14 protein-coding genes and 1 tRNA gene are annotated in these 12,138 nt (G+C 58.3%); 14 read left to right on the top strand and 1 reads right to left on the bottom strand.

What is annotated here, in order from left to right:
- The first annotated feature begins 233 nt into the window (after positions 1–233).
- The 5 genes from LAT62_RS13870 to lptG all read left to right on the top strand — a co-directional run bounded on the left by LAT62_RS13870 (position 234) and on the right by lptG (position 4,226).
- Positions 234–309: transfer RNA gene (locus LAT62_RS13870), tRNA-Asn, on the top strand.
- A 112-nt stretch (positions 310–421) separates the two neighbouring features.
- On the top strand, positions 422–817 hold the full coding sequence (locus tag LAT62_RS13875; RefSeq protein ID WP_293385112.1) for a DUF6165 family protein: 396 nt from the start codon (positions 422–424) through the stop codon (positions 815–817).
- A gap of 16 nt (positions 818–833) precedes the next feature.
- The gene (gene waaC / locus LAT62_RS13880; RefSeq protein WP_293385115.1) at positions 834–1,871 is read left to right on the top strand and encodes a lipopolysaccharide heptosyltransferase I; all 1,038 of its coding nucleotides are present in this window, start codon (positions 834–836) and stop codon (positions 1,869–1,871) included.
- 154 nt (positions 1,872–2,025) lie between these two features.
- The gene (lptF, locus tag LAT62_RS13885; RefSeq protein ID WP_293385118.1) at positions 2,026–3,150 is read left to right on the top strand and encodes an LPS export ABC transporter permease LptF; all 1,125 of its coding nucleotides are present in this window, start codon (positions 2,026–2,028) and stop codon (positions 3,148–3,150) included.
- The gene (gene lptG, locus LAT62_RS13890; RefSeq protein WP_293385120.1) at positions 3,147–4,226 is read left to right on the top strand and encodes an LPS export ABC transporter permease LptG; all 1,080 of its coding nucleotides are present in this window, start codon (positions 3,147–3,149) and stop codon (positions 4,224–4,226) included. Before lptF ends, lptG begins: the two co-directional genes overlap by 4 nt.
- A gap of 76 nt (positions 4,227–4,302) precedes the next feature.
- On the opposite strand, the gene LAT62_RS13895 is transcribed toward lptG, so the two are convergent.
- A complete protein-coding gene (locus LAT62_RS13895) occupies positions 4,303–5,187 on the bottom strand; it encodes a hypothetical protein (RefSeq protein ID WP_293385123.1) in 885 nt (294 codons plus the stop codon).
- A gap of 947 nt (positions 5,188–6,134) precedes the next feature.
- Between LAT62_RS13895 and LAT62_RS13900 the strand changes: the two genes are divergently transcribed.
- The 9 genes from LAT62_RS13900 to LAT62_RS13940 all read left to right on the top strand — a co-directional run.
- Positions 6,135–7,157, top strand: coding sequence for an NAD-dependent epimerase (locus tag LAT62_RS13900; protein WP_293385126.1), 1,023 nt, complete (start codon positions 6,135–6,137; stop codon positions 7,155–7,157).
- Between the two features lie 205 nt (positions 7,158–7,362).
- Positions 7,363–8,529 carry a nucleotide sugar dehydrogenase gene (locus LAT62_RS13905; protein WP_293385129.1) on the top strand — a complete coding sequence of 389 codons (1,167 nt, stop codon included), beginning with the start codon at positions 7,363–7,365 and terminating at the stop codon, positions 8,527–8,529.
- 70 nt (positions 8,530–8,599) lie between these two features.
- Positions 8,600–8,950, top strand: coding sequence for a four helix bundle protein (locus LAT62_RS13910; protein WP_293385132.1), 351 nt, complete (start codon positions 8,600–8,602; stop codon positions 8,948–8,950).
- An 84-nt stretch (positions 8,951–9,034) separates the two neighbouring features.
- Positions 9,035–9,334 (top strand): nucleotidyltransferase domain-containing protein, encoded by a 300-nt coding sequence (locus LAT62_RS13915; protein WP_293385135.1) that lies wholly within the window; start codon positions 9,035–9,037, stop codon positions 9,332–9,334.
- Positions 9,331–9,807: a hypothetical protein gene (locus LAT62_RS13920; RefSeq protein WP_293385138.1), complete on the top strand. Its 477-nt coding sequence runs from the start codon at positions 9,331–9,333 to the stop codon at positions 9,805–9,807. The genes LAT62_RS13915 and LAT62_RS13920 overlap by 4 nt, the downstream gene beginning before the upstream one ends.
- Positions 9,808–9,981: 174 nt before the next feature.
- Complete coding sequence (locus LAT62_RS13925; RefSeq protein ID WP_293385141.1) at positions 9,982–10,272, top strand: nucleotidyltransferase domain-containing protein; 291 nt, start codon at positions 9,982–9,984, stop codon at positions 10,270–10,272.
- Positions 10,269–10,598 (top strand): HepT-like ribonuclease domain-containing protein, encoded by a 330-nt coding sequence (locus LAT62_RS13930; protein ID WP_293385144.1) that lies wholly within the window; start codon positions 10,269–10,271, stop codon positions 10,596–10,598. Before LAT62_RS13925 ends, LAT62_RS13930 begins: the two co-directional genes overlap by 4 nt.
- 145 nt (positions 10,599–10,743) lie before the next feature.
- Positions 10,744–11,724: a DUF2235 domain-containing protein gene (locus tag LAT62_RS13935; protein ID WP_293385147.1), complete on the top strand. Its 981-nt coding sequence runs from the start codon at positions 10,744–10,746 to the stop codon at positions 11,722–11,724.
- Between the two features lie 217 nt (positions 11,725–11,941).
- Positions 11,942–12,138 (top strand): MarR family EPS-associated transcriptional regulator (locus tag LAT62_RS13940; RefSeq protein WP_293385150.1); only part of this gene is annotated, 197 nt, incomplete at its 3' end.

Below are 12,138 nucleotides of genomic sequence, written 5' to 3' on the forward strand. Positions count from 1 at the left end.
GAGCGCACCCCGTTGCGCGATGGGGCCGCAGGCCCCTTGCACAATCGGCCAGGGGGCTGGCCTCCTACGGACCACCGGTGCCACACCTACCGTAAGAGCGCACCCCGCTGCGCGATCACCCCGTACGCTCAGCGCCGCAGGCCCTCAATTTTCTCCTTTCTTTTCAACCCTCTAACAAAACTGCCACTTTGATGTTGACAGTCCAAAACGCCGCGGCTAGGATACGCGCACTTTCCCCGATAGCTCAGTTGGTAGAGCAGTAGACTGTTAATCTATTGGTCGTTGGTTCGAGTCCAACTCGGGGAGCCAGATACCGGAAAGCCCGCCCATGGCAACATGCGGCGGGCTTTTTGTTTGCTGCCCCCCTGAGGTAAACTGCAAACCCTGAACCGCTTACCAATCAACAACAGGACTTCATTCCATGCTGGTTGAAACTCCCGTGTCTCTGGGTGAAATGGTCGACAAAATCACCATCCTCGAAATCAAGACCCGCCACATTAAAGACGCGGCCAAACTCAAGAACGTGCAGCATGAACTCGACGTGCTCAGCGAGCGCCTGAACCAACTGCTGGATACCGACGGCCTGCAGACACTGCAACCGCTCAAAGGCAAGCTGGGCGAGATCAACCAGAAGCTCTGGAACATCGAAGACGACATCCGCGACTGCGAACGCCAGAAAGACTTCGGCGACACCTTCGTGCAACTGGCGCGGGCCGTCTACTTCACCAACGACGAACGGGCCGCCGTCAAGAAAGACATCAACCTGGCCTTCGGTTCCGAACTGGTGGAAGAAAAATCCTATCAGAACTACAACTGACACCAGGGCGCCCCGCATGAAGGCCCTGCTGATCAAGATGTCGTCCATGGGCGACATACTGCATACCTTTCCCGCCTTGACCGATCTGCAACGTCAGCGCCCCGACGTCAAACTGCACTGGGTCGTCGAAAAGGGCTTTGCCGATATGGCGGCCTGGCACCCCGCCGTGGCAGAGGTGATTCCGATTACCCAGCGCCAGTGGCTGCGACAGCGCGACCGGGCCAGTTGGCGTGAATGGTCAGCCTGGCGCACCCGCCTGAAAGACGACCGCTTCAAGCTCGTTGTCGATGCTCAGGGCCTGCTCAAGAGCGCACTGATTGCCAGCCAGGCCAATGCCGACCAGCGCCACGGGTTTGGTGGACGCAGCCTGCGCGAGCTGCCGGCCGGCTGGCTCTACCACCATGCCCATGATGTGATCGGAGCCGACGAGACGCCCCTTGAGGTACACGCCACCGAGCGACTGCGCCGCCTGCTGGGCGCCGCCTTTGGCTATGAGGTCACCGGTGAGCCGGAGTTCGGTATCCGGTCACAGTTTGTTACTGACGAGTCCGAGCCCGGCCCGGTGCTGCTGATTCCCGGCACCACCTGGCATACCAAACACTGGGTGCTGGCGCACTGGACCACCCTCGCGCAGCGTCTGCATGAAGCAGGGCATGCGGTCGAGGTGATCTGGGGGTCTCCGGAGGAGCAGAGTATGGCACAGGCCATTCGGGCCAGTGTCGATGCGGTTCAGGTGGCCGACGAGCGGTTGAGTATCCCGGAAGTTACCCACAAGTTAGCCAATGCCCGGGCGGTTATTGGCATGGATACCGGGTTTACCCATATTGCCGGGGCCCTGGGTACGCCGTCGATAGCTTTGTATGGGCCGACATCGCCGGCCCAGGTGGGGTTGATTGGCCGCCATACGCGCAACCTGACGTTGAGTCTAGAGTGCGCACCCTGCCACAAGCGGGACTGCAAATGGCTGGAAAAGGGCAGTGCAGAGCCGCCGCCTTGTATGCGGGATTTGATGCCTGAGAAGGTGTACGACGCGTTGCAAGACATTCTGCCGTAGGGGGCCTTCGGCCCCATCGCGCAACGGGGTGCGCTCCTACCGTAGGAGGCCAGCCCCTGGCCGATGGCGGCGCAGCCGCCTTCAGCACTAGCCTATAGACGCGCCACTGGCCTACAATGACCCGTCGACGCCCATGCCGGATTATTGAACCCGCGTGATTATTCAACGTTACATCCTGCGCCTTGTCGCCATACCCTTCCTGTTTATCAGCCTGCTGATCACGGCACTGATGCTGGCAGAGGTCTTCGGCGAGGTGCTCACCCGTGCGCTGGGCGGCACCTTGCCCGGCGGCGCTGTGGCATTACTGATTCTGCTGGAAGTGCCCGCCGTATTGCTGGAACTGATGCCCGGGGCCTTCTTTCTCTCTTCCGTCATCGCTCTGGGTCAACTGTCCGCCTCCAGTGAGCGCGTCGTGCTGCAGGCCGTCGGCTACTCCGACAACCGAATTCTCAGTCTGATGCTCAGCGTGGCCGCGCTGGTCACCGGGTTGCTGTTTTTCTTTTCCCTGTTTCTGGTGCCCTGGTCCGGCCAGCAGGTATACCAACTGGAGCGGGTGTTGGCCGAACGCCCGGCGGCGGAGCTGGTACAACCCGGCGAGTTCGCGCCGGTCGGCCCGGATGGCAGCACCCTGCATGCCCGGCGCAGCGACCCGGATACCGGCGATCTGCTGGATGTCTTCATGGCCTATGTTCAGGACGACGAACAACGGCTGGTCACCGCACAGCGGGCCCGGGTTGAACGGCAGGACAACGCCCAGTTTCTCGTGCTGACCGACGGCGAGCTGCTGCGTGAATCGCTCGAAGACGACACCCTGGAGAAAAACATCTTCGAAACACTCAGCTTGCGCCTCGAAATACCCGAAGCCTCCACCAGCCTGAGTCGTTCGGCACAGCCCATTGCCGAACTCTGGGAATCCAGCAACATGCGCGACAAGACAGAGGCGCAGCAGCGAGTGCTGTATCCGTTCACCGCCCTCGTGTTCGCCGTGTGGGCTGTCACCCTGACCCGTTACACGCCGCGCTCGGGGAAGAACGCCGCCGTGCTGCCCGCTGTCATCATATATGTGCTTTACATGTATCTGATGCGCACCGTAAATATCAATGTGCGCAACGAAGCGTTCCCGCTGTGGGCCAACTACTGGTGGCTGCATATTCTGGCCATCATGATGGCGCTGCTGTTCCGCTTTGATTTCAAAGGCTGGTTGACCAACCTCTGGTGGCAGTTCTATGAGCGGGTGCGGCCAACTCGCGCCGAGAGCGGGGGAGGGAGCAGCACATGATGACCATCCTCGGCCGCTACATCCTGTTTCGCACCCTGAAAAGCATTCTCGTCGTCTTCATGCTGTTCGCCAGCCTGCTGGCGCTGCTGGGCTATGCGGATGAGCTGTCACGTCGCGGCAGCGACACCTTCACCAGCTTCCACGTCATGGTGTTCACCCTGATGGAGCTGCCGAGTGAGATCTACCGCTACTTTTTTCCCTTCATTGTGATGGTAGGCACCCTGGTCAGTGTGGGTGGCCTGTCGGCGAGCAGCGAGCTGACGGCTATCCGCGCCACCGGACTGCCGGCGTCCCGCCTGCTGGCCACTATCATGACCCCGGCCCTGGTCGCCATCGGTCTGCTGTTCATGATGGGAGAAATGCTGGCGCCGCAGCTGCGTCTGGAAGCCAACATGTACCGCGCCGAGCGTCTGGATCGCGACGAAGGCCCGAGCTTTGGTGACTGGTACCAGAGCGGCAACCAGATGATGAACGTCGGCGAGTTCGTGACCGCCGAACGGGCGCGCAATGTCTTTATCGTGACACTGGATGAGCAGGGCGAGATCACTGAGACGGTGCGTGCTCGAGAGGTGCTTCTGGAGCCGGATGAGTGGCGGATGCTCGATGTCGAAGTGACCGAATGGACAGGCACTGACCGTGAAACGGCCCGGTTTCGCAAGCTCCACTATGACGAACAGTCGATCGAGGCGCCGCTGTCTCCCGAAATCATCTACAACCTGGGCACCCGCATGCGGGTTCTGACCCTGCCGCAACTGCGTGAGCGGGTGCGGTTTTTGAATGAACGCGCGGTAGCTGACCCGGTTGTCGCCCTGGAGTTCTGGAGCCGTGCCACGGCGCCTTTGTTGACGCTGAGCATCACGCTGATCGGCATCGCCTTCGTGTTCGGGTCTACCCGGTCCATTTCAATCGGTGCACGCATTGCGATGGGGGTGGCTTTGGCGCTGATGCTGCAGATCGTGCAGCAATTCTTTGGCCCGGCAGGCTTGTATCTTGGCCTGACACCGGCGATCGCCAGCCTGATCCCGGTGATCGGAGCGCTTTTTGTCGGTGGGTGGTTGTTGCGGCGCAATATGTAGGGCTTTGGGCCAGAAAAGCCCCCTGCAGGCGCAAGAGTTTGCGCTGCAGGAGGCATTTTGAGTTGGTTAATCAGAATTACCGCGACACATATTCCACTTCGGTGTCACAGAAGTTCTCCCGGTCTTCGCCTTCGAAAAACTCTTCTCTCACTTCGAGAGTAAACTTGAGATCGCCATCGTCGACAGTACCTGATCCAGAAGCCTCGTGCGTCAACCTGGAGTCTCCAAACGATGCCTCAAATTCCCGGTCGAAGGTCAGGTCATCTCCGTCAACGGTCGCATCTGGCCACCAGGCGCGGTTGATAAACAGATCATTGCCCACCACACGCGATGTTACCCCCGGCGAGCCGCCGGAGTAGGTGCCGCCGGTAAGGCATTCCCTTTTGCGATCGACCGAGGCTGCCCAGTCGCTGGACCATGCGGAATCCACAATTTCGGCCTCCTCCCCGGACTTGCGGAAAGCCACGGTACCGGTCACATCATCATCATCACCGTCATGGCCCAAAACCAGACGGACCCGGATGCGGGTAAACTCTTCCAGCAGGAATTTGGCCACGGCCTCTCCGTTGCCCGGGTAGTTGTGATAGGCCGGATAGCTCTCAAGGCCCTGATAGCGGCCATTGTGTTCATGGTAGTACTGAACGCGCACATTGATGCGGTAAAGGCCTTCGACGCCATCAAGGTCAAGGTCTTCCACCGAGATCGTGTAGACCCCGGGGTTGTTTTCGAAGTAGAAGTACTCGAAATCATCCGGCAAGTCTGACTCGATCAAGTAGTCTTTGGATTTATCGAATGCAATCGGGCTCTCCGAGTCGGTGCTTGCGGCCTCCAGGTTGGCATCGCTGCTGCCGCCTGAAGAGCTGCTGTCACCGTTGCTGTCACTGGACGAAGAGCTGTCATCGCAGCCGTATAGAGCCAGCAGGCTGGCGAATACAGTGCCAGTCAGAGTTTTGAGTTTCATGAGGTTTCCTCTGTCTTGTGCGGATTTTTATAGTGGACGCCAGGGCGCGACCAGAGGCTCCAGACAGGGGAAAAACAGGGCCGAAGCGGCCCTGAAAGGGGTAGAGTTCGAGCTTGAATGCTATAACTTCCACTGTACATCAGGCGCCTTGGGATCACGGGGTCCATGAATCGGCCGGTTCAGGCCAGATGCTCGCCATGGTCAGTGGAAACAACAGAAATTTCTATCACCCAACTGGGCTAACCCAAAGGTGGGTCTTGGTGGCTGCCAAGAGAGCTGCAAATAGCCATTGCATGTCCTGGGGCACCTTGAATGCTTTGGCATGCCCTGTACACTAGTGTCCCGCGTGGTTAATTCGTCACGGTCCTGGGCCACCCTGGGCACTAAGCGTCCTGCGAACAGAGCGCTGAAGACTGACCGGCGGCGCTTGTCACAGAGGACAGGTTGGCCTAAAATGCATGTTCAACAACTGAACAGATTTGGTTTGCCACTTCACCCGGCCGGACGGAAGTGTGCTTTTTTGAAATTGGGGCAGCGCGAGCGCTCCGTATGAGGCCACCCCGCTGGCCGATTTAGAGGGGCCTGCGGCCCCATCGCGCACGGGGTGCGCTCCTACAGTTAAGGTGGCGTGGGCGTTCCGTAGGAGGCCACCCCGCTGGCCGATTTAGAGGGGCCTGCGGCCCCATCGCGCACGGGGTGCGCTCCTACAGTTAAGGTGGCGTGGGCGTTCCGTAGGAGGCCACCCCGTTGGCCGATTTGATAGGGGCCTGCGGCCCCGAGCGCGGCCAAGGCCGGCGCCTACAGTGGTGGCACGGGTTTTCTGTAGGAGGCCACCCCGCTGGCCGATTTAGAGGGCCCTGCGGCCCCGAGCGCGGCCAAGGCCGGCGCCTACAGATATAAAGCCTCATTTGAAAAACCCTCTTCATCTCCAACACCAGGGAACAGGCATGAAAATCCTCGTCACCGGCAACGCCGGTTTCATCGGCTTCCATCTGACCAAAACGCTGCTGGAACGCGGCGACACCGTGGTCGGGTTCGATATCGTCAACGACTACTACGACCCCACGCTGAAAGAAAAACGGCTGGAAATCCTCGAAGAAACCGCCCGTGAGACCGGCAGCGAGTACCACTTCATCCGCCAGAACCTGGCTGATATGGCCGCCGTGGAAGCCTGCTTCAAGGAGCATACCTTCGACCGGGTGATTCACCTGGCCGCCCAGGCTGGCGTGCGCTACTCACTGGAAAACCCGCACAGCTACGTGGAAGCCAACATCGTCGCCTTCACCAACCTGCTGGAAGCCTGCCGCTATGCCGAGGTACCGCATTTCACTTATGCCAGCACCAGCAGCGTCTATGGCGCCAACACCAATATGCCGTTCAGCGAGCACGCCGGCGTGAACCATCCGCTGCAGTTCTACGCGGCCACCAAGAAAGCCAATGAAATGATGGCGCACAGCTACAGCCATCTGTTCAAGCTGCCCACCACCGGCCTGCGGTTCTTCACCGTCTATGGCCCCTGGGGCCGCCCGGACATGGCGCTGTTCAAGTTCACCAAGAACACTTTGGAAGGCAAATCGATCCCGGTGTTCAACCACGGCAATCACACCCGCGACTTCACCTATGTCGAAGACATAGTGGCCGGCGTGATCAAGGCCAGCGACCAGATCGCCGAGCCCAACCCGGAATGGGACAGCAACAACCCCGACCCGGCCACCAGCAACGCACCGTTCCGCATCTTCAACATCGGCAACAACAACCCGGTGAAGCTTATCGAGTATATCGAAGCCATCGAAGAAGCCCTCGGCATGAAAGCCGAGAAGGAACTGCTGCCGTTGCAGCCGGGCGACGTGCCCGACACCTTCGCCGACAGCACCGCACTGGAAGAAGCCGTTAATTACAAGCCCGCCACCCCCGTCAAAGAAGGCGTCGCCATGTTTGTCGAGTGGTACCGCAGTTATTACAACCTGTAGGCATTCTTGTAGGCGCCGGCGAGCGCAGATAAATCAGCGCCTACAGGGTGCCTCCGTTGTAGGCGCCGGCCTTGGCCGCGCTAAATAGGGCGGCTGCGCCGCCGAGCGCAGGCGAGCCAGCGCCTACAAATCGGGAGCTGTTAAACTCACAACTCTCAACTTGTAACTTCCAACTTTCGACTTTCATCACCAGGGAATGACTCTCATGAAAATCGCCGTCGCCGGCACCGGCTATGTCGGGCTGTCCAACGCCATGCTCCTCGCCCAACACAATGAAGTGGTGGCGCTGGACATCATCGAAGACAAGGTCAACAAGCTCAACAACCGCCAAAGCACCATCGTGGATGCGGAAATCGAAGACTTCCTCGCCAACCGCGAGCTGAACTTCCGCGCCACCATGGACAAGGCCGAAGCCTATGATGGCGCCGATTTCGTCATCATCGCCACCCCCACCGACTACGACCCCGAAACCAACTACTTCAACACCAAGTCAGTCGAGTCGGTGATAGAAGATGTCAAAAGCATCAACCCGAAAGCGGTGATGGTCATCAAATCCACCGTGCCGGTGGGCTACACCCGCGATGCACGCGCCCGGTTTGCAACCGACAACCTGATCTTTTCACCGGAATTCCTGCGCGAAGGCAAGGCACTGTATGACAACCTGCACCCGTCCCGCATTGTGGTGGGTGAACGCTCACAACGCGCCGAAACCTTCGCCGGGCTGTTGCAGCAGGGCGCCATCCAGAAAGACCCGCCGACCCTGTTCACCGACAGCACCGAAGCCGAGGCCATCAAGCTGTTTTCCAACACCTATCTGGCCATGCGGGTCGCCTACTTCAACGAGCTGGACACCTACGCCGAAACCCACGGCCTCAGCACCCAGCAGATCATCGAAGGCGTCAGCATGGACCCGCGCGTCGGCAACCACTACAACAACCCTTCGTTCGGCTATGGCGGCTACTGCCTGCCGAAAGACACCAAGCAACTGCTGGCCAACTACAACGAAGTGCCCAATAACATCATCGGCGCCATTGTGGACGCCAACCGCACGCGCAAAGACTTCATTGCCGATGCCATTATCCGCCGCAACCCTGAGGTGGTCGGCGTGCACCGCCTGATCATGAAAGCCGGCTCCGACAACTTCCGCGCCTCCGCCATGCAGGGCGTCATGAAGCGCATCAAGGCCAAGGGTATACCGGTCATCGTCTATGAACCGGTGCTGGAAGAAGACGACTTCTTTGGCTCCAAAGTCTACCGCGACCTCGAACAGTTCAAGAAAGACGCCTGCGTCATCGTCGCCAACCGCCTCACCGACGACATCAAGGACGTCCGCGACAAGGTGTATACCCGGGATCTGTACGGGAAGGACTAAACGAAGAGCCAGTAGACAGTCGACGGAAGACAGATGACAGTAAAGGTTTTTATAGCTGTGAGGCTGTTTTGTGTATTTCGAGCGATTGGAGGTATGGAAAAGAGCAGCAAAGCTCTCTGCCGAGTTATATATCTACTTCAATGGCTTCCAGGACTTTGGATTCAGAGATCAGATTACGCGATCCGGATTGTCCATCCCGTCCAACATCGCGGAAGGCATCACCAGAGCATCCATAAAGGACAAGTTGCGCTTCATCAATATGGCGTACAGTTCGTGTGCTGAGCTTAGGACCCAAATCTACATTGGTACTCGGATAGACTATGTCAACCAGAGCACCAGCAAGAAGTGGATTGCGGAAACGCAGCAAATTTCTTCCATGCTGCACGGACTGATGCAAAACCTGAAAGCTAAAATGGACTAACTGTCGACCGTCATCTGTGCACTGTCGACTTGGGACTTTCAACTTCTGACTTTCAACTTTCAACTTTCAACTTTCAACTCCAAAATGCGCCTCACCCAAGCTCAAATCAACACCATCAAGACCGAAACCGCCGCAGTGTTTGGTGCCAATGCCGAGGTCATCCTGTTCGGCTCCAGGCTTGATGACAGTGCTCGCGGCGGTGACGTTGACCTGATGGTCCGGGTTCGTGAACCTGTGTCCGACCCGGCCAACCTCTCCGGCCAACTCAGTGCGCGGTTGATGCGAGCCTTTCATGGGCGCAAGGTAGATGTTGTGGTGCAGGCGCCCAATCTTACCGGACTGCCCATTCATCGTGTGGCCAGTCAGCAGGGGCAAGTACTGTGAGCGGAACAAGTAACGACCGGCTTCATTTTCTGGTCAGAGTGGTACGCAAGGAAATAGATCACCTTGAATACTCCACGGGGCGCGTGTTCAAAGAACAGTTTACCGTTGAGCGTGCTCGCAGCCTGGCGACGGACCCCGAGCAGGCTGAGCGGGTGGAAGCCTACACCAGTCGTTTTTGTCGACTGCAGGACACTGTAGGCGACAAGCTGCTGCCCACATGGCTGCACCTGGTGGGCGAGCACACCGGCACAGCACTGGACAATCTGGATCGAGTCGAAAAGCTGGGCTTGCTGAATTCAGCGGATCAATGGATGGCCATTCGCCAGACGCGCAACCAGATGATTCATGAGTACATGGAGTCGCCTGAAGTGCTTGCCAGTGCGCTGAATACCGCCCACCGATATCAAGCGGAAATAATCCGGTTTTCCCAGGCGCTGATCAAAGACCTGATTCAACGCAGGTTGGTCACATAGGCACCGGCCTTGGCGACGCATGCGTGAGCAAGCTCACAGCCTACAAATGTGCCACATCTGTAGGCCAACGACGTGAGTCGTGCTCGGGGTCGCAGGCCCCCACAAAGGCGGCTATTGCCATCACTCAGCGCTATAATCAGTCAAGGCGCAAATGTTTTATCAAGGTGAATGATCATGTTGATGGATGACATCAGCCAGAAAAAAGACATTGTTAATCAACTGGCGCAGCAATGTGGTGCCAGCCATGTCAGGATTTTTGGTTCCGTGGCGCGGCGAGAAGAGACTGCAGACAGCGACATAGACATCCTGGTAGAGCTGCCGAAGGGTTATGATCTGTTCAGCCAGAGAATGAGATTGGCCCAGTCTTTTGAAGAACTGTTTGGCCGAAAAGTGGACTTGATCCCAGAGCACGAACTGAACCAGTACATCAGGGACGATGTGATTCGCGAGGCGGTACCGCTATGAGCAAGGACTGGAGGCCATATGCTCGACACATTCTTGATTGCATCAGCAAAATTAGGCGGATTGAAGATCGAGGAGATATAACAACTGACGACATCCTTTATGATGCCGCAGTGAGAAACCTGCAGACCTTATCGGAAGCGACCCAGAGATTGCCCGATGCCAGAAAAGCCGAGCATCCACACATCCCCTGGAGTGAAATCAGCGGCTTCAGAAACATACTGGTCCACAATTACCTGGGTGATATCGACCCGGAAACAGTCAAGCGCGTGGTCGAGGAAAGCCTGGAAGAGCTGACCACTGCCGTAAAAGCAATGTTGGATGAATGAGCCAGTTTCCGCCTGAATAGAAGGCTCTGTATCTATTGGCCAACGACGTAAGTCGTGCTCAGCGCCGCAACGCCACCAAGCGGGGCTTACGCCCCTGGCCTACAACTCACAACTTTCGACTTCTAAATAAAAAACCTTTCAAGGAATGAAAAACCTCGTCTTCTGCTGCGACGGCACCGACAACGCACTGATGCATCACGGCCAGCCCAGTGAGGATGAACCGGTCCGCCACCGGGCCGAGAACACCAACGTCGCGCACCTGTATGAGCGGCTGCCCAAACAGCGTGGCGAGCAGGTCACCCGCTATGAACCCGGAGTTGGCACCTTCACGCCCAGCCGCCTGCATCGTACCGGCCGCCTGGGTTGTTTGATGGGGCGTCTGTTCGGCAACGGCCTGACAGAGAACATCGAAAACGGCTACCACTTCCTGGTAGAGCACTATGAACCGGGCGACCGCATCTTCCTGTTCGGCTTCAGCCGGGGTGCCTATGCCGTGCGTGCGCTCAGCGGTATGGTCAAAAAATGCGGCCTGCTGCGCCATGACGAGCGACATCGGGTACCCAGAGCGACGCGGCTCTATTTCAAGGTGGGCAACAACGCAGAAGCACAGCAGTTTCGAGAGCAATACAGCCAGCCGTGCGAGATCCACTTTATCGGCGTCTGGGACACCATTTCAGCGCTGGGATATTTCTACCGCCGCCAGCGCTTCTTCAACGCTGAACTGAGCCACATCGTCACGCATGGTTACCATGCCCTGGCCATTGACGAAAAAAGGCCCAAGTACGAACCGGAACTGTGGGACGACAGCCGCCGCAAACCCCATCAGACGATAGAACAGGTCTGGTTTGCGGGTGCTCACAGTGATGTCGGCGGCGGCTACAAAGACCGCGGCCTGGCAGAAATCAGCCTGCAATGGATGCAAAAGAAAGCAGAGCACGCCGGCCTGATACTGCCGCCACACCACGAACCCGAACAGCCACCAGACCCGCTGGGCACAGCCCACAAACCCTGGCGCACCTGGTCGGGCCGGCTGTTAAGACTGCTGTTTGGCGGCAAAAAGCCCAGACAACTGCCAGAAGACGCCACCCTGCACCCCAGCGTGCACAAACGAGAGAACAACCAGTAGGAGCGCACCCCGTTGCGCGATGGGGCCGCAGGCCCCCACAAAGGCGGCTATAACCGCCATGCGTGACTCACGCCACCGCCTACGACGGCGCCACCACTGTAGGCGCCGGCCTTGGCCGCGCAAACCCTGTAGGCTGTGGCCCTTGGCTACGCATCCGTGACTCACGCCACCGCCTACAACTCACAACTTTCAACTCAAAACTCACAACTCTTCTAAAATGCTCAACGACGAAAGCCGCTACCGCATCCTAAAAGCGCTCGAGGCCGACCCCTCCGCCAGCCAGCGCGCCATTGCCAAAGACCTGGGCATCAGCCTGGGCAAGGTGAACTATTGCCTGCAGGCACTGATCGACAAGGGCCTGGTGAAAGCCACCAACTTCAAGAACAGCCAGCACAAATCGCGCTATCTCTACAA

Source organism: Natronospirillum sp., from assembly GCF_022565775.1.
In the GTDB taxonomy this organism is placed as follows: Bacteria; Pseudomonadota; Gammaproteobacteria; order Pseudomonadales; family Natronospirillaceae; genus Natronospirillum.